Source organism: Microbacterium marinum (genome assembly GCF_014204835.1).
Lineage (GTDB): Bacteria > Actinomycetota > Actinomycetes > Actinomycetales > Microbacteriaceae > Microbacterium > Microbacterium marinum.
Genome location: NZ_JACHMD010000001.1, coordinates 770,634 through 788,873 on the forward strand (window position 1 = coordinate 770,634; position 18,240 = coordinate 788,873).

Below are 18,240 nucleotides of genomic sequence, written 5' to 3' on the forward strand. Positions count from 1 at the left end.
GGTCAGCGCCCCTGAGTCCGGGCGATGACGCTGCGCAGCCGCGCAACGTCGTCGTCGTCGAGCAGCTCCCGGGGGATCACCATCGCGGGCCCTGTCGCTCCGGGGAGCCGCAGCTGCACGGAGTTCGCGCGCACGCTCACGCCGGAGATCATGCGCGCGCGGATCTCGGTCCGGACGATGGGCGTCGTCACCGTGAGTCCGCTGTCGGTGACTTCTGCGGAGATCTCGGCGCCGCGAGGGTAGATACCGGCGATCACCCGCTCCAGGTGGTGGGTCATGAGCGCGCGGATGGTCAGGAAGGCGATCGCCGCGATCAGGATCGGGATGGCGCCGGCGTACAGCGTTCGTGGCGAGCCGGTGAAGGAGAACGGGACGCCCACCAGCAAGACCGCGATCGCGATGGTGCCGATCCACACGGGCGCGCGCCGGGTGCGCTGGTGATCTCGCGCGAGGCGCCTTCCGAGGCCGCCGTCGACGGTCATCGTCCGGCTCATCGTCGGTACCGCGCCGCTCACCGTCCCCCAGGTGACGTTCTTCATCCGGACCCCCTCCGCGTCTGCGCTCATCGTGGCACGGCCGGCGCCGGCGCGCGAGGTTCACCTCGCGGCATCCCCTCGCTGCCGACTGCCCCCGCCTCCCGGACTACTCCGCTGCCGCGTCCTCGCCGGGGGAGAGGAAGGCGAGGAGCGCCTCGTTCACCTCGGCGCCGTGGGTCCAGAGCAGGCCGTGCGGCGCGCCCTCGATCTCGACGTACTCGGCGTGGGGCAGCAGCTCGCGGAACCGGCGCGCGGTCGCGTCGATCGGCAGGATGTTGTCGGCGGTCCCGTGGAGGATGAGCGCGGGGACCGTGATCTCGGCGATGTCGGCGCGGAAGTCCGTCGGCCACGTGAGCGGGGCCGCGGCGATCGCCGCGTTGCCGGCGAGGTTCGCGACGGCGATCGATGCGTCGACCGCTTCCTGCGAGATGCGCGACCCGAGGAACTCGTCGAGGTTGTAGAAGTCGGCGAAGAACCCGCTGAGGAACGCGTACCGGTCCTCGCGCACGGCGGCGGCGGTGCCGTCGAAGAAGGCCTGGTCGCCGGCCCCGTCGGGGTTCTCGTCGGTCTTCAGCAGCCACGGCTCCAGCGACCCGAGGAAGGCGACCTTCGCAATGCGACCGGAGCCGTAGCGCGACAGGTAGCGGGCGACCTCGCCGGTGCCCATCGAGAACCCGACGAGCACGGCGTCGTTCAGGTCGAGCTCCTCGATCAGGGCGTGCAGGTCGGCGGTGAAGGTGTCGTAATCCGAACCGGATGCCGTCTTTGTCGACGCGCCGAACCCGCGGCGGTCGTACGAGATGACGCGGTAGCCGGCGTCGAGGAGAGCGGCCTGCTGCTTGCCCCACGACTCGCCGTTGAGGGGGAAGCCATGGATGAGCACGACGGGCTGCCCGTCGCCGGGGCCCTGGTCGGTGTAGAAGATGTCGACGTCGACCGAGTTCTCGGTCGCCACGGTGATGTAGGCCACGAGGGGCTCCTTCCTGCCGGAGCCGGCCTCCGGACGGTGCCGACGTTACGTCGCCCGCCGGGGGCCCTCCAGCGGTTGACGGAACCGTCGTCATCTGTTCACCGCCCGGTAGCCCGGATGCGGCGGCACAGAGACCGCACACGGCCCGACCGCCCGACCGCCCGCGCCGTCACCGCCGGCCCGCCGGTACCGTGGGCGAGTGGCGACCATCGACCTGAACGCAGACCTGGGGGAGACCGTCGACGGCGAGCCGACGGCGGACGATGAGGCGATGTTCGCGGTCATCAGCAGCGCGTCGGTCGCGTGCGGCGGGCACGCCGGGGATGAAGCCGCGATGCGGCAGGCGGTCGCGCGCGCACAGAACGCGGGCGTCGCCGTGGGCGCGCACCCGTCGTTCGTCGACCGGCGGGGCTTCGGTCGCACGGCGCTCGCCGTCGAGCCCGCGGAGCTCCGCCGTCAGGTGCGTTCCCAGATCGAGGCGCTCGTCCTCGCGGGCGCCGATCTGCGGTACGTGAAGCCGCACGGCGCGCTGTACCACGTCGTGACCGTCGACGCGGGGGCGGCGGTCGCCGTGGCCGGGGCCGTCGGCGACGTCTCGGCGGCCCTGGGTCGGGTGCTGCCGATCCTCGGGATGCCGGGTCGCATCGTCGACGCGGCCGGCGCGGCAGGGCTCCCCTTCGTCTTCGAGGCGTTCCTCGACCGCGGGTACCTCCCCTCCGGCGCGCTCGTGCCGCGCTCCGAGCCCGGCGCGCTCCTGCACGATCCGGTCGCGGTGGCCGAGCGTGCCGTGCGGGTGGCGGAGGAGGGCACGGTCGTGGCGACGGACGGCTCGGTCCTCACCGTCTCGGCGTCGTCGCTGTGCCTGCACGGGGACTCGCCCGGCGCGGTCGCGATGGCGCGCGCCGTGCGTGCCCGCCTTGACGCCGCCGGCGTGGCGGTGCGGCCGCCGTGGTGATCCTCCCGTTCGGCGAGCGAGCGGTGCTCGTCGAGGTCGCCGATCTCCGCGAGGTGCTCTCCCTCCACCGTCGCCTGGAGTCATCGAGGCCGGAGGGTGTCCTCGACCTCGTCCCTGCGGCCCGAACGGTCCTGGTCCGCGTCGACCCGGCGGTGCTGTCCCTGTCCGCCGCGCGGTCGTGGATCGAGGGGGAGGATGCCGCACCCCTCTCTCCGAGCGGTGACCGCTCGCGCACCGTCGAGATCCCGATCGTCTACGACGGCGCCGATCTGGATGCCGCGGCATCCGCTCTCGGGATGTCGGTCACGGCGCTCGTCGAGCGCCACGCGCAGGCGAACTGGACGGTCGCCTTCACAGGCTTCGCGCCGGGGTTCGGGTACCTGGTGAGTGAGGAGTGGCCGTACGACGTCCCGCGGCTGGAGAGTCCGCGGACGCGGGTGCCGGCGGGAGCCGTGGGCCTCGCGGGGGAGTTCACCGGCGCGTACCCGCGGGAGACACCCGGTGGGTGGCAGCTGATCGGCTCGACGACCGCGGTGCTGTTCGATCCGGCCGCGAGCCGACCGGCCCTCCTGCAGCCCGGCGACCGGGTGCGCTTCGCCCCCGCGCGTCCGTCAGCGAGCGGAACCGCGGCCACCGGAGCGGCGGAGAATCCCGCACCGCCCAAGCAGGAGCCGGCCGCACGCCCAGAGCGTCCCGCGGCGGAGATCGTCGAGCCGGGCCCGTTGACCACCGTGCAGGACCAGGGCCGACCCGGCCATCTCGCCGCGGGGATCGCGATCTCGGGTGCGGCCGATCGTGGCGCGCTCCGGACAGCGAACCGCCTCGTCGGCAACGACGAGGGCGCAGCCGGTCTGGAGATCACTCTCGGGGGTCTGCGCCTCACGGCGCGACGCGACCTGTGGGTGGCGGTGACGGGAGCGTGGGGTCCGTTGAGTGTCGACGGCCGTGCGGTGCCCGGTCGGTCGGCGGTGCGGGTGCCGGCGGGTGCCGAGTTCGCCGTGTCCGCCTTCACGGCGGGTGTTCGCGGGTACCTCGCGATCCGCGGCGGCATCGACGCGCCCGCCCTGCTCGGGTCCGCCGCGACCGACGTGCTGTCGGGTCTCGGTCCGGCCCGCCTGCTCGCCGGCGACGTGGTGCGCATCGGCGACCGCGTCGCGGGTCCCGTGCCGCCTGAGGACCTGCACCCGTGGACGGCACCCGCCGACGTCATCGAGGTGCCGGTCGCCCCCGGTCCGCGGGCCGACTGGTTCACCGAGCATGCGCGTGCCGTCCTCTTCGATGCGGTCTGGACGGTGTCGTCGGATGCCGATCGGGTCGGCATCCGGCTCGACGGACCGGAGCTGGCGCGCCGGGTGGGAGGCGAGGTGCCCAGCGAGGCCATGCTCCCCGGCGCCCTGCAGGTGCCGCCGCTCGGGAGGCCGGTGGTCCTGGGGCCCGACGGACCCGTCACCGGCGGGTACCCGGTCATCGGCGTCGTGGCGGACGTCGGTCGCGATCTCCTCGCCCAAGCGCGGCCCGGTACGCGCATCCGGATGCGCCATGCAAGGCCCCACCCCCGGTGAGCCACCGGGCGTAGGCTCGGCGTCATGCGCCGTCCCGCCACCGCCCTGGTCGCCCTCGTCCTCGCCTCGTCGCTCGCTCTGGCCGGCTGTGCCACGAGGGAGGAGCCCGCTGACGACGGCGGCGCGCAGGCGACCACCACGCCCACCGGTCCCGAGGTCGCCCCCGCCGCGGGTCCGAAGGTAGAGGGGGAGGCCTACACCTTCGCCGTCCCCGAGGGGTGGGGATTCCCGCCCGAGGCGCCCGCGGGCTACGACGCGAGCATGTTCGCGGCCGACCTCGAAGACATCGAGGACGGGTTCTCCGACAACGTCAACGTCATCACGTCGCCGGCGGGGGAGATCACCCCCGAGCAGGTCGAGACCGACGGCGTCGCCGAGCTCGAGGCGGCGGGCGCGAGCGACGTCACCGTGCAGGATCGCGTGACCGCCGCCGGCACCGAGTCGGCGCACCTGAGCGCCGGATTCTCGGCCGAGGGCGTCGACTATCTGATCGATCAGTACTACCTCACCGACGCGGGGCAGACCCACATCGTGACCTTCTCCTTCAGCCCCGACGTCGCGCAGGAGGACCGTGACGCGCTCGCGGCATCCGTCCTCGCCACCTGGACCTGGAATTGAGCCGTCCCACTCGATGAGAGAGATCTCATCGACATAACGCGTCTTCCTTCTTGTGTCGGCGGGGTTCCGTCCTAGGCTCGAACCGATTCCGCTGCACCTCATTCCAGCGGCATCGATACGGGCTCGGCGCCCACGCATTCGGGAGCGACGCGGCGCCGCCTCCGCCGGCTCGGGACCTCCACCCCGGGCCGGTGGAGTGCCCGGCACCCTTCTCGAGAGTGGATGCCGGGACGCCCGCCCCGCGTTATACCGCAGCATCCGAAAGTCGTCAACGATCCCGCTGGACACGGCGCGTCGGCTGTCCTATAGTGGGTAGTTGCGCTCCCCTCTACTTGCCCTCATATGGTGGTCGGCTCGTGCCTGCGCCCCCGACGTTCCACGTCGGCGCGCGCCGCAGGCGTCGGATGCGGGAGTACTCCACCTGACGACAAGGAAAACCAGCCCTCCCCGGGCTCACGGAGGTAATTCCCTTGGCTGCTGCGCGCAACGCAACTTCCACCACCACCCCCAAGAACGGCCGCGGAGCTTCCCGCCTCTCGTTCGCCAAGATCTCCGACACGCTGACGGTCCCCGACCTGTTGGCGCTGCAGACCGAGTCGTTCGACTGGCTGGTCGGCAACGAGGCCTGGAAGGCGCGCGTCGCCGAGGCTCAGGCCGCCGGTCGCACGGACGTCCCCGAGGTCAGCGGTCTCGAGGAGATCTTCGAGGAGATCTCGCCGATCGAGGACCTGGGCGAGACCATGCAGCTCTCGTTCACGAACCCGTACCTCGAGCCGGAGAAGTACTCGATCGAGGAGTGCAAGGAGCGCGGCAAGACCTACGCCGCGCCGCTGTACGTCGAGGCCGAGTTCATGAACCACCTCACCGGTGAGATCAAGACCCAGACGGTCTTCATGGGCGACTTCCCGCTCCAGACCGCCAAGGGCACGTTCATCATCAACGGCACGGAGCGCGTCGTCGTCTCGCAGCTCGTCCGTTCGCCGGGTGTCTACTTCGACAAGACCCCCGACAAGACGTCCGACAAGGACATCGTGTCGGCGCGCGTCATCCCCAGCCGCGGTGCGTGGCTCGAGTTCGAGATCGACAAGCGCGACCAGGTCGGCGTGCGCATCGACCGCAAGCGCAAGCAGTCGGTCACCGTCTTCCTCAAGGCCCTCGGGCTCTCGAGCGAGGACATCATGGCCGAGTTCGCGGGCTTCAGCTCGATCGAGGAGACCCTCGAGAAGGACACGATCCTCACCAAGGAAGATGCGCTCCGCGACATCTACCGCAAGCTCCGTCCGGGCGAGCAGGTTGCCGCCGAGGCCGCCCGTGCGCTGCTGGACAACTTTTACTTCAACCCGAAGCGCTACGACCTGGCCAAGGTGGGTCGCTACAAGATCAACCAGAAGCTCGGCATCGACAAGCAGCTGACCGACTCGGTGCTGACCGTCGAGGACATCGTCGCGACGATCAAGTACCTCGTGCGCCTCCACCGCGGCGACGTCAGCTACGACGGCGTCCGCGGCGGCAAGCCCGCCGAGATCCGCCTCGACGTCGACGACATCGACAACTTCGGCAACCGTCGCATCCGCGCCGTCGGCGAGCTCATCCAGAACCAGGTCCGCACCGGTCTCTCCCGCATGGAGCGCGTCGTCCGCGAGCGCATGACCACGCAGGACATCGAGGCGATCACGCCGCAGACCCTGATCAACGTCCGCCCCGTCGTGGCCGCGATCAAGGAGTTCTTCGGAACGTCGCAGCTGTCGCAGTTCATGGACCAGAACAACCCGCTCGCGGGTCTGACTCACAAGCGTCGCCTCTCGGCGCTCGGCCCCGGTGGTCTTTCGCGTGAGCGCGCCGGCGTCGAGGTCCGTGACGTCCACCCGTCGCACTACGGCCGCATGTGCCCGATCGAGACCCCGGAAGGCCCGAACATCGGCCTCATCGGTTCGCTGGCCTCGTTCGCCCGCATCAACGCGTTCGGCTTCATCGAGACGCCGTACCGCAAGGTCGTGGGCAATAAGGTCACCGACCAGATCGACTACCTCACGGCGGCAGAAGAGGCCGACTACATCGTCGCCCAGGCCGGTGTCGAGCTGAAGGCCGATGGCTCGTTCGTCAACGACCGCATCCTGGCCCGACGCGGCCAGGGTGGCGAGGTCGACCTGTTCCCGGTCGACGAGATCGGCTACATGGACGTCTCGCCGCGCCAGATGGTGTCGGTCGCGACCTCCCTCATCCCGTTCCTCGAGCACGACGACGCGAACCGCGCCCTCATGGGTGCGAACATGCAGCGTCAGGCTGTCCCGCTGCTGCGCAGCGAGTCGCCGATCGTCGGAACCGGTATGGAGGGCTACGCGGCCATCGACGCCGGTGACGTCATCACGGCCGACAAGGCCGGTGTCGTCTCCGAGGTCTCCGCCGACGTCGTCACCGTGCAGCTCGACGAGGGCGGCACGCAGGACTACTTCCTCCGCAAGTTCGACCGCTCCAACCAGGGCACGTCGTACAACCAGCGCGTCGTGGTCTCCGCGGGCGAGCGGATCGAGGCCGGCGAGGTCATCGCCGACGGCCCCGCCACCGAGGACGGCGAGCTCGCGCTCGGCAAGAACCTCCTCGTCGCGTTCATGACGTGGGAAGGCCACAACTTCGAGGACGCCATCATCCTCAGCCAGGAGCTCGTGAAGAACGACACCCTCTCCTCGATCCACATCGAGGAGTACGAGGTCGACGCGCGCGACACCAAGCTCGGCAAGGAGGAGATCACCCGTGACCTCCCCAACGTCAGCCCCGACCTGCTGAAGGACCTCGACGAGCGCGGCATCATCCGCATCGGCGCCGAGGTCCGCCCCGGCGACATCCTCGTCGGCAAGGTCACGCCCAAGGGTGAGACCGAGCTGTCGGCCGAGGAGCGCCTGCTCCGCGCGATCTTCAACGAGAAGAGCCGCGAAGTCCGTGACACCTCGCTGAAGGTGCCCCACGGTGAGCAGGGCACGATCATCGCGGTCAAGGAGTTCAACGCCGAGGACGGCGACGACGAGCTCGGCTCCGGCGTCAACCGCCGCGTCGTGGTCTACATCGCCCAGAAGCGCAAGATCACCGCGGGTGACAAGCTCGCCGGTCGCCACGGCAACAAGGGTGTCATCGCGAAGATCCTCCCCGTCGAGGACATGCCCTTCCTCGCCGACGGCACGCCCGTCGACGTGGTGCTGAACCCGCTCGGCATCCCGGGTCGAATGAACTTCGGCCAGGTCCTCGAGACCCACCTCGGCTGGGTCGCCAAGCAGGGCTGGAAGGTCGACGGATCGCCGGAGTGGGCTGCCAAGCTCCCCGACGTCGCCCGCGAGGCCGCGCCCGGCACCAAGGTCGCGACCCCCGTGTTCGACGGTGCGTTCGAGGAGGAGATCGCGGGTCTGCTCGACTCGACGAACCCCACTCGCGACGGTGTGCGCCTGATCGACCGCTCCGGAAAGGCCGACCTGTTCGACGGCCGTTCGGGCGAGCCGTTCCCGGCACCCATCTCGGTCGGCTACATGTACATCCTGAAGCTGCACCACCTCGTGGACGACAAGATCCACGCGCGCTCCACCGGCCCGTACTCGATGATCACCCAGCAGCCGCTCGGTGGGAAGGCGCAGTTCGGCGGTCAGCGCTTCGGTGAGATGGAGGTGTGGGCCCTCGAGGCTTACGGCGCCGCATACGCGCTCCAGGAGCTCCTCACCATCAAGTCCGACGACATCGTCGGTCGCGTGAAGGTGTACGAAGCGATCGTCAAGGGCGAGAACATCCAGGAGCCCGGCATCCCGGAGTCGTTCAAGGTCCTCATGAAGGAGATGCAGTCCCTCTGCCTGAACGTCGAGGTCCTCTCGGCCGACGGCACCGAGGTCAACCTGCGCGACAGTGACGACGAGGCCTTCCGCGCAGCGGAAGAGCTCGGCATCAACATCTCCACCCGGTTCGAGTCGACGTCGATCGACGAGATCTGACCCGCACCGGCAACGAACAGAATTCCGACACAGGAGAATCAGTGCTCGAGTCACACACCTTCGATCAGCTTCGCATCGGTCTCGCCACCGCCGACGACATCCGTCGTTGGTCCTTCGGTGAGGTCAAGAAGCCCGAAACCATCAACTACCGCACCCTGAAGCCCGAGAAGGACGGCCTCTTCGGAGAGCAGATCTTCGGGCCTTCCCGCGACTGGGAGTGCGCCTGCGGCAAGTACAAGCGCGTCCGCTTCAAGGGCATCGTCTGCGAGCGCTGCGGCGTGGAGGTCACCAAGTCCTCCGTCCGTCGTGAGCGCATGGGCCACATCGAGCTCGCCGCCCCCGTCACCCACATCTGGTACTTCAAGGGCGTGCCCTCGCGCCTGGGCTACCTGCTCGACATGGCGCCGAAGGACCTCGAGAAGGTCATCTACTTCGCCGCCTACATGGTGATCTCGGTCGACGAGGAGGCGCGTCACCGCGACCTCCCGACCCACGAGTCGAACCTTCGTCTCGAGATCAAGAACATCGCCGACCGTCGCGACTCGCGCGTTGCCGACCGTCTCCAGAAGCTGGAAGACGAGCTCGCCGCGCTCGAGGCCGAGGGTGCCAAGGCCGACCAGAAGAAGAAGGTCAAGGACGCCGCCGAGAAGGAGATGGCGACGATCCGCAAGCGCGGCGACGAGCAGGTCGCCAAGCTCGAGCGCATGTGGGACGAGTTCCGAGGCCTCGAGGTCGGCCAGCTCAAGCAGGAAGACGACATCTTCCAGGAGCTGCAGGACCGCTTCGGACAGTACTTCGAGGCCTACATGGGCGCCGAGTCGATCAAGCGTCGCCTCGAGGCGTTCGACCTGGCCGCCGAAGCCGAGTCGCTGCACCTGCAGATCTCCGAGGGCAAGGGTCAGCGCAAGATCCGCGCGATCAAGCGCCTCAAGGTCGTCAACTCGTTCCTGTCGACCGGCATGTCGCCGGCGTCGATGGTGCTGGATGTCGTCCCGGTCATCCCGCCGGAGCTGCGTCCGATGGTCCAGCTCGACGGTGGCCGTTTCGCCACGTCCGATCTGAACGACCTGTACCGTCGCGTGATCAACCGCAACAACCGTCTCCGTCGCCTGATCGACCTCGGTGCCCCCGAGATCATCGTCAACAACGAGAAGCGGATGCTGCAGGAGGCCGTGGACGCCCTGTTCGACAACGGCCGCCGCGGCCGTCCCGTCACCGGTACCGGCAACCGCGCCCTGAAGTCCCTCAGCGACATGCTGAAGGGTAAGCAGGGTCGTTTCCGCCAGAACCTGCTCGGCAAGCGCGTCGACTACTCGGGCCGTTCGGTCATCATCGTCGGCCCGCAGCTCAAGCTCCACCAGTGTGGTCTGCCCAAGCAGATGGCGCTCGAGCTCTTCAAGCCGTTCGTCATCAAGCGTCTGATCGACCTCGGTCACTCGCAGAACATCAAGGCCGCCAAGCGCGCCGTCGAGCGCACCCGTCCCGAGGTCTGGGACGTGCTCGAGGAGATCATCCGCGAGCGCCCGGTTCTCCTGAACCGTGCGCCCACGCTGCACCGCCTCGGCATCCAGGCCTTCGAGCCCCAGCTCGTCGAGGGCAAGGCCATCCAGCTGCACCCGCTCGTCTGCGCGGCGTTCAACGCCGACTTCGACGGTGACCAGATGGCTGTCCACCTGCCCCTGTCGGTCGAGGCTCAGGCCGAGGCCCGCGTGCTCATGCTGGCGTCGAACAACATCCTGAAGCCGTCGGACGGCCGCCCGGTGACCCTGCCCTCGCAGGACATGATCATCGGTCTGCACCACCTGACGACGCTCAAGGAAGGCGCCGCCGGCGAAGGCCGCGTGTTCGGTTCGGTCGGCGAGGCGATCCTGGCCAAGGACGAGGGCACCCTCGACCTGCAGGCCAAGGTCCGCATCCGCGTTCCCGGTCTCACCTTCCTCGAGGGCGAAGCGCCCGAGGGCTACGAGCGTCACGGTCTCGTCGACGCCTCGCTCGGCCAGGCGATCTTCAACGACACGCTCCCCAAGGGCTACCCGTTCGTCCGCGAGCAGGCCGACAAGGGCAAGCTGTCGCAGATCGTCAACAAGCTGGCTGAGGAGTACCCGAAGACCGAGGTCGCGGCATCCCTCGACCGGATCAAGGACGCCGGTTTCTACTGGGCCACCCGTTCGGGTGTGACCGTCGCGCTCAGCGACGTCCTCACGCCGCCGAACAAGAAGGAGATCGTCGGCGCCTACGAGAAGCAGGCGGCGAAGGTCCAGGGCCAGTTCGAGAAGGGTCTCACCACCGACGCCGAGCGTCGTCAGGAGCTCATCAAGATCTGGACCGAGGCCACCGACGAGGTTCAGAAGGCGATGCGGGACAACTTCCCCGCCGACAACACCATCAACCGCATGGTGAGCTCGGGCGCCCGTGGTAACTGGCTGCAGATCCGCAACATCGCGGGTATGCGAGGCCTGGTGAACAACCCCAAGGGTGAGATCATCCCCCGTCCGATCATCTCCTCGTACCGCGAGGGTCTGTCGGTCGCGGAGTACTTCATCGCGACGCACGGTGCCCGTAAGGGTCTGGCCGACACGGCCCTCCGTACCGCCGACTCGGGCTACCTGACCCGTCGTCTCGTCGATGTCTCGCAGGATGTCATCATCCGCGAGGAGGACTGTGGCACCGGCAAGGGCCTCGAGTTCGTCATCGCCGCTCCCGGCACGGACGGCTCGCTCGTCCGTGACGCGAACGTCGAGAACTCGGTGTTCGCCCGCACCCTCGCCGCCGACGTCGTCGACGCGCAGGGCACCGTCCTCGCCGAGGCCGGCGACGACGTGGGCGACGTGCTCATCGACAAGCTGGTCGCCGGTGGCATCGAGACCATCAAGGTCCGCTCGGTGCTCACGTGTGACTCCGCCGTCGGTGTGTGCGCCAAGTGCTACGGCCGTTCGCTGGCCAGCGGCAAGCTCGTCGACATCGGCGAGGCCGTCGGCATCATCGCGGCGCAGTCGATCGGTGAGCCCGGTACCCAGCTGACGATGCGTACCTTCCACACCGGTGGATCCGCGTCGGCCGACGACATCACGCAGGGTCTGCCCCGCGTGCAGGAGCTGTTCGAGGCGCGTACCCCCAAGGGTGCGTCCCCGATCGCCGAGGCCGACGGTGTCATCAAGATCGACGAGACCGAGAAGGCCAAGAAGATCATCCTGACCCCGGACAACGGCGACGAGCCGCACGTCTACCCGGTCCTCAAGCGCGCCACCCTCCTCGTCGAGGACGGCCAGCGCGTGGTGGTCGGTGAGCCGCTGCAGGTCGGAACGCTCGACCCCAAGGAGGTCATGCGCGTGCAGGGTGCCCGCGAGGTGCAGAAGTACCTCGTCGGCGGCGTGCAGGGCGTCTACCGGTCGCAGGGTGTGCCGATCCACGACAAGCACATCGAGGTCATCGTGCGCCAGATGCTGCGCAAGGTCACGGTCGTCGACCACGGCGAGACGGACCTGCTGCCCGGTGAGCTGGTCGACTTCAAGCGCTACCAGCAGATCAACCGCGAGGCTGTCGCCGAGGGCAAGCGTCCCGCATCGGGCCGTCCCGAGCTGATGGGTATCACGAAGGCGTCGCTCGCGACGGAGTCGTGGCTGTCGGCCGCATCGTTCCAGGAGACCACCCGCGTCCTCACGCAGGCGGCCATGGAGGGCAAGAGCGACCCGCTCGTCGGCCTCAAGGAGAACGTCATCATCGGAAAGCTCATCCCCGCCGGCACCGGCCTTGCGAAGTACCGCAACGTCGTGGTCGAGGCGACGGAGGAGGCCAAGAGCGAGCGGTACCCCAACCGCATCTTCGCCTCGGACGGCGCGTACAGCGACGCCGACCTGAGCTACGTCGATTTCGACAGCTTCTCGACCGACGACTTCACGCCGGGCACCTACAACTGACCTGACGCGGAAGCACCGCGCGACGAGCCCCGGGACCTGTTCCCGGGGCTCGTCGCCGTTTCACCGGCGGTGCACCGGGGCGGAGGCGCCGCGGCATCGTACGGTGGTGCCATGGCTCGGCTGGGGGGACGGAACGCGGTCTTCGCGTGGTTCGTCGGTATCATGTGCGCGGCGGTCGTGGTGGCCCTCGCGGTGGTGGCGCTGCCGATGTTCCCGGCGGCGTCCGGCTGGTTCACGGCGGCCTATACGGAGGTGCAGCGCTTCGTCGACCCCGACGCCGTCCCGGTCGCCCAGCCAGAGCCCTCGGCGTCTCCGCTGGATGAGGGCGGTTCGCTCGATGAGTGCCGCGACCTCTACGACGATGCGATGTGGGCGTCGCTCACTTGGACGACGGGCTCCGAGATGACGGCATCCGCGGAGGCCCCGGTGACCTCTGCTGCCGCGCTCGTGCAGGCCCTGCAGCCCGAGGTGGCGATGACCTGCGTGTGGACCTCCGATGAGGGGTCGGTCTCGACGACCGTCGCGGCCGTTCCGACGGATGCCGGTGCGATCGCCGCAGCCGCGCTTCCCACGGTGGGCTTCGCGTGCGACGTCCACGACGACCGCATGCTGTGCACGCGGACCGACGGTCAGCTGCTCGAGACGATCGAGGCGGGCAGCGGTCTGTGGGTGTCGACGTCGCAGGACGCCTGGCATCCGTCGGCCTACGCCTCCCGCGTCGCCGCCTCGGTCTGGGACGGGCGCGAGGACTGACGCGTCCGCGGCATCCCGATCGTCGTCGTCAGCCGTTCGGCCAGAGTGCGTCGACGATGGCGGTGGTGTAACCCTGCGGTGCGAGGTTCGAGTACTGGGTGTCCACGGCGACACCGTCGCGCCAGTAGACGGTGCGGCCCTGCGTGAGGCCGAGGGTGCCCTCTTCCCACGTTTTTTCGCATCGCACGCCTTCGTCGGGCTCGTAGCAGAGGTAGCCCTCGTCGACGCCGAGCAGGTACAGCGCGTCGCGTGAGGCCCGCTCGGGCGCGTAGCCCACGACCGTGACGAGGCGGGTCATGCTGGCGCCGGGGTCGGCCCACACGCACACGCGGCTGCTGTCGGGGCGGATGCCGCCGCCCATGCCCGGCGCGTTGAGGGGGATGCCCTGCAACGAGGCGAGGATGTCGTCGCTGAGGATGCTCTCGCAGTCCTGCGGCAGCGCCGTGGTCGACGTCGAGGGAGCGTACGGGAAGTCGGCGATGGGAACGGGGGTGGCGGTGGGGGTCGGCGTCGACGACACGGATGCCGTGGGGGAGGCGGTCGACCCGGGCTCGGGGGCGCACGCCGTGACCATCACCAGGGCCGCTCCGACACCGGCCACGGCGAGGGCGCGGGCCAGGAGGGAGCGACGGTCGGTCATGCCGTCAACGATACGCATCGCCCGTCGGTGGTTCGGGCGGCGCGCGACACGATGCCGCCTTGTGACACGTCGGCACGCCTCCCGGCTGCGCCCGTGACGCGGCGATACGCTCCTTGGTGCGGCGGCGCGCGCCCCCGCGTGAGGAGTACACGGTGATGAGCGATCCGACGTTCGGCGAGAAGAACCCCGAGAACCGCGAGCCGGCCGTCGGCGAGCAGGCGTACGGCGAGCCCGTCGAGGACTCCGCCCGCAGCGAGCAGCCGCCCGTCGACGATGTCGTCGGCTCCGCGAACGACTCCCTGGCCGAGGCCGAGGCGGCGTCGCGCACCGACCGTGCGGACCGCGGCGACTCGTCGTTCTCCTTCACCGACCGGGGCTCCGACCTGGGTGTCGACTACAGCAAGTACTCCGACGACGACTCTGCCGTGACCGCGTCGGCCGTGAGCAGCGAGCCGCTGTACCGCGCACAGCCCGAGGCTGCCGCCGACGTCGACCCTGCCGCCGACTCCACCGCTTCCTCGCACGACGACAGCACGGCGACGGCTGCCGCTCCCGCGGTGGCGACCGCGGCATATTCGCGCGCCGACGAGACGCCGACGACCGTCACGCCGAGCGAGCCGGTGACGGAACGTTCGAGCGCGGACGCTCCGGTGACCCGCTCCTCGGATGCCGGTGCCCCCACCGCCGTCTACACGCAGCAGCCGATCTTCGTGCAGGCGCCCGAGGCCCCCCGTCCCCGCGGCAACCGTGGCGCCGCCGGGGCGATCGGTCTTCTCGCCGCACTCGTCTTCGCCGTGCTCTACCTCGCCGCCGGTCTCGCCGTGGCCGCCGTGACCGACGGTCTCGCGCTCGCAGGACTCGCCGATGCCGCGCTCGAGACCGTGACCACCTGGGCCTTCTGGGTGCCGGTGGCCGTGTTCTTCCTGGGCTTCTGGCTGCTGGGTGCGTTCATCAACCGCGGCCGGTGGGGTCTCTGGGTGATCCTGGGTCTCCTCGTGGGTGTCATCGCCTACGGCGGCCACATCCTCGGCCAGCTCTTCCAGGCGCCGTTCTGGTCGGTCGCCCCGTCGCAGGCGGCATCCCTCGTCGAAGAGCAGCTGTTCGCTCCGCTCGCGGTCATCGCCTTCGTGCTGGGTCGTGAGATCACGATCTGGTTCGGCGCGTGGGTGGCCTCGCGTGGACGTCGCGTGACGGAGATCAACGCCGAGGCGCAGCGCGAGTACGAGCGCACCCTCGAAGCCGGGCCCCAGCTGCACCAGTACTGATGTCGGGGCCGGCGGGCACGTCACCGTCGAACGGCGGGGTGTCGCCCACCCTCGCCGCGTTCCTCTCGGTCGGCGGCTTCGGCGCGCTGAGCATCTGCGGGTTCGGGTTCCTGAGCCTGCTGACGGGCAGCGACGTCGTCCCCTCCGAGCGCATCGGGCACCTGCCGGGGCCGGTGGGGTTCGCGGCAGCCGTCGCGGCGCTCTCACTGGTCCTGCTCGTCGGGCTCCGTCGCCCGCACCCGTCGTACGTCCTCGCGGTGCCGGCGGCGCTGGCCGTCTTCGCCGCCTACCCGGCGGGCCTGGCGGTCGCCGCGGTCCTCGGCGGCGTCGACCCGGTCTTCGCTGCGACGGCCGCGGCGCAGTTCGCCGGGTCCTGGTACGCCGTGGTCCTCGCCGCCGCCGCCGCGACCGCAGGATGGGTCGCCGTCGCCCTGGTGCGTACCCGCGCGCGGCGTCCGGAGTGGCCGTGGGAGCACGACGACGAGGAGTGACGGCGCACCGCGGCATCCGATCCGGCCGATGTCCTGCGATTTGCGCGGTGCGTGCACGACAATGGTGATCGTGGAGCGCTCGCTCGAGACGCAGGTCAGCCAGGCGGTGGACGCCTGGCTGCGCTGGCTGCCGCGCTGGGAGCCCGCGACCCATCGCGGGCGGGTCGCCCCGTGCCGCCGGTGCCTGGGCTCTCCGGTGCTCTCCGCGGCCGGTCTCGGCGCCGACGTTCCCCACGGCGTGCAGCACGGACTGTCGACGCGGGTGAAGACGATCGTCGACCACGCCGTGGCCGAGTACACCTCGCGCAACCTGCCGATGCTGCAGGGCGAGCTCGACACGCAGGCCGATCGCAACCGTTCGCGCAACTATCGCCCCGCCGAGGGGCTGGAGCCCGAGTTCGAAGGTCTGCCCCTCGACCCCGATCCGGTTCCCGGCGCCCCATTCCTGTTCACGATCGCGGGTCTGGCCGATGAGGCGGATGCCGTGGTGCCGGCGCTCCCGCCCCTGTCCGACGAGGCCAAGGCGGCACTTCGCCAGGAGGTCCGCCTCGCCGACGAGTACGCGAGCATGGTGGGCCGGGAGGTCTGCACGGTCCTGCTGCGCCATCGCCTGCGGATCCAGGCCGCCGTCGGCCAGTATGTGGAGCCGCAGATCGCGGCGATGCTCGAAGAGCTCACCCGTTCACTCGACGCCCCGTTCGACGGTGGCGACGGTTTGAGCGGTCTGTGAGCAGTCCCGTCTCCGGTCTCGACCGCACGCATCGTTAGGGTTGGTCCCATGAACACGGGTGTCGACGGCGCCGCGAATGCCGTGCTGGGCCTGCTCAGCTTCCTGCTGGTGCTGGGTGTGTACGTATGGGTCGCGCTCGCCCTGTCCGCCATGTTCCGGAAGATGGGGGAGGAGCCGTGGCGCGGCTGGGTGCCGTTCCTCAACATCGCGACGGTGTTGAAGTGGGGCGGCTTCAGCCCCTGGCTCGTGCTGTTCGCCCTGATCCCCGGCGCCGGACAGATCGCCGTCATGGTGCTGCTCGTGATCTCCGCCCACCGCCTCAGCCCCGGCTTCGGGTACGGGGGAGGCATGACCGTGCTCGCCGCGTTCCTTTTCCCGGTGTGGGCGACGATCCTCGGCTTCGGGCCGGCGCCGTGGCGTGGTGCGCGTCCCGCCGCGCGACCGGCGCCCCTTCCGCCGACCGGCGCCTCACCGCCTTACGCGCCGTTCAGCGCATCGCCCTCGACGGGCTGGTCGGGTGCGGCGGGTCCCGCCGTCCCGCCGCCGGCATGGCCGGGCGCGGCTCCGGCGACGCCGCCGAGCACCCCCGGCGACGTCCCCGTGACGCCGACGGCACCTGTCGTGCGACCGAACCCCGCGGCGCCGGCGCAGCCCGCCTCCGTCGCCCCGCAGCCGTGGGCGCCGCCGCCGCCCGATGCTCCGCGTGCGCCGGCAGCGCACGATCCGGCTCCTGCTCGCCCCGAGGCGGATGCCGCGGCGGCGTCGATCGTGCCGGATGCCGCACCGCCGGCATCCGTGGATCAGCCCGAACCCACCGGTGCGACCCCCGACGAGAGCGATAATCCTCCGGAGGCTGCCGCGCCCGCGACCCGCGAATGGCAAGGCGAGATCGATGAGGTGTCGGCGGTGTCGCCCGCGCCATTCCCGCCGAGCTCCGCGGCCGCTGCACGACCCTTCGTCAGCCCGCCGGTGTCGGCCGCAGACGAGGGCATCATCTCCCGCGTGCCCGGTCAGACCTCGGCCGGGCAGGCGCAGGCCTCCCAGGATGAGGCCGCGCAGGCCCACGCCGGCCAGGCGGAGACCGCGCCCGTCACGCGTCTGCCGGCTCCCTTCCCGCCTCCCGCCTCCTCCGATCCGGAGGAGGGCGATGTGTTCCCCGAACTGACCGGGGAGGTGTCGGCCGTCGTCGGCTCGCCCGCGGCGGGTGCGCCGAAGTCGGCGATCAGTTCGGTGTCCGCGCAGCAGCGCGGGGCGGACGAACGCCGTGCCGCCGCGACGGAGGAGGCGGAGACGGAGTTCGACGATGAGCTCGACCAGACCGTCATCGTCCCGCGCAAGCGCGGAGTGTGGGAGCTCCTCCCGCCCTCGGGCGCGCCCATCCCGCTCGAGACGGACGTCATCATCCTCGGGCGGCATCCCGTGATCGACCCGGAGCGGCCGCGGGCGCAGCTCGTCACCGTCATCGATCCGACGCGCACCGTCTCCAAGACGCACGCCCGTCTCGAGCGCCGCGGCGACGTGTGGTTCATCGTCGACCTCCATTCGACGAACGGCGTCCTGCTGCCGAGTCTGCTCGGCACCGACATCGAGCTCGAGCCGGGCGTCGAGATGGAGGTCGACGGGCGATTCCTGCTGGGTGACGCCTCACTCCGACTGCAGCGGGTCGACCTCGGCGGCTGATCGTACGGGAGAGTTCGGGCGCGTTTGACCCGCCTCCGTCATCCCGCGTATCATTGATCGGGTGTGCGCACATGCGCGCCCTGCGACGTGCCTCGGCGCCGACCGGGATGCACGGAACGCGTCACACAGGGACAGGACCTGCGAACAGGTCACCC

General features: G+C 70.1%; 13 protein-coding genes. 10 read left to right on the top strand and 3 right to left on the bottom strand.

Annotated features, from left to right (window positions below; all coding sequences use genetic code 11):
* Positions 1–2: 2 nt before the first annotated feature.
* The gene (locus BKA24_RS03765) at positions 3–539 is read right to left on the bottom strand and encodes a hypothetical protein (protein WP_184215278.1); all 537 of its coding nucleotides are present in this window, start codon (positions 537–539) and stop codon (positions 3–5) included.
* 103 nt (positions 540–642) lie between these two features.
* Positions 643–1,506 carry an alpha/beta fold hydrolase gene (locus BKA24_RS03770; protein ID WP_184215281.1) on the bottom strand — a complete coding sequence of 288 codons (864 nt, stop codon included), beginning with the start codon at positions 1,504–1,506 and terminating at the stop codon, positions 643–645.
* A gap of 199 nt (positions 1,507–1,705) precedes the next feature.
* Here BKA24_RS03770 and pxpA point away from each other — a divergent pair, with 199 nt between their 5' ends.
* The 6 genes from pxpA (at position 1,706) to BKA24_RS03800 (ending at position 13,279) form a co-directional block, all read left to right on the top strand.
* A complete protein-coding gene (gene pxpA, locus BKA24_RS03775) occupies positions 1,706–2,461 on the top strand; it encodes a 5-oxoprolinase subunit PxpA (RefSeq protein ID WP_184215284.1) in 756 nt (251 codons plus the stop codon).
* The gene (locus BKA24_RS15875; RefSeq protein WP_184215287.1) at positions 2,455–4,023 is read left to right on the top strand and encodes a 5-oxoprolinase/urea amidolyase family protein; all 1,569 of its coding nucleotides are present in this window, start codon (positions 2,455–2,457) and stop codon (positions 4,021–4,023) included. The genes pxpA and BKA24_RS15875 overlap by 7 nt, the downstream gene beginning before the upstream one ends.
* 24 nt (positions 4,024–4,047) lie before the next feature.
* A complete protein-coding gene (locus tag BKA24_RS03785) occupies positions 4,048–4,641 on the top strand; it encodes a hypothetical protein (protein WP_184215290.1) in 594 nt (197 codons plus the stop codon).
* 470 nt (positions 4,642–5,111) lie between these two features.
* Entirely contained in the window at positions 5,112–8,609 is a 3,498-nt protein-coding gene (gene rpoB, locus BKA24_RS03790) for a DNA-directed RNA polymerase subunit beta (RefSeq protein WP_184215292.1), read from the top strand.
* Between the two features lie 41 nt (positions 8,610–8,650).
* Positions 8,651–12,526 carry a DNA-directed RNA polymerase subunit beta' gene (gene rpoC, locus BKA24_RS03795; protein WP_184215294.1) on the top strand — a complete coding sequence of 1,292 codons (3,876 nt, stop codon included), beginning with the start codon at positions 8,651–8,653 and terminating at the stop codon, positions 12,524–12,526.
* Positions 12,527–12,637: 111 nt separating this feature from the next.
* Positions 12,638–13,279 (top strand): hypothetical protein, encoded by a 642-nt coding sequence (locus BKA24_RS03800; protein WP_184215297.1) that lies wholly within the window; start codon positions 12,638–12,640, stop codon positions 13,277–13,279.
* 28 nt (positions 13,280–13,307) lie between these two features.
* On the opposite strand, the gene BKA24_RS03805 is transcribed toward BKA24_RS03800, so the two are convergent.
* Positions 13,308–13,919 carry a hypothetical protein gene (locus tag BKA24_RS03805; RefSeq protein WP_246367008.1) on the bottom strand — a complete coding sequence of 204 codons (612 nt, stop codon included), beginning with the start codon at positions 13,917–13,919 and terminating at the stop codon, positions 13,308–13,310.
* A gap of 155 nt (positions 13,920–14,074) precedes the next feature.
* Between BKA24_RS03805 and BKA24_RS03810 the strand changes: the two genes are divergently transcribed.
* The 4 genes from BKA24_RS03810 (at position 14,075) to BKA24_RS03825 (ending at position 18,085) form a co-directional block, all read left to right on the top strand.
* On the top strand, positions 14,075–15,184 hold the full coding sequence (locus BKA24_RS03810; protein WP_184215303.1) for an ABC transporter: 1,110 nt from the start codon (positions 14,075–14,077) through the stop codon (positions 15,182–15,184).
* A 38-nt stretch (positions 15,185–15,222) separates the two neighbouring features.
* The gene (locus BKA24_RS03815) at positions 15,223–15,675 is read left to right on the top strand and encodes a hypothetical protein (RefSeq protein ID WP_184215307.1); all 453 of its coding nucleotides are present in this window, start codon (positions 15,223–15,225) and stop codon (positions 15,673–15,675) included.
* Between the two features lie 70 nt (positions 15,676–15,745).
* Positions 15,746–16,405 (top strand): spermidine/putrescine ABC transporter substrate-binding protein, encoded by a 660-nt coding sequence (locus BKA24_RS03820; RefSeq protein ID WP_184215310.1) that lies wholly within the window; start codon positions 15,746–15,748, stop codon positions 16,403–16,405.
* 48 nt (positions 16,406–16,453) lie between these two features.
* Positions 16,454–18,085, top strand: a complete 1,632-nt coding sequence (locus tag BKA24_RS03825) for a DUF5684 domain-containing protein (RefSeq protein ID WP_184215313.1) — start codon at positions 16,454–16,456, stop codon at positions 18,083–18,085.
* Positions 18,086–18,240 lie beyond the last annotated feature (155 nt).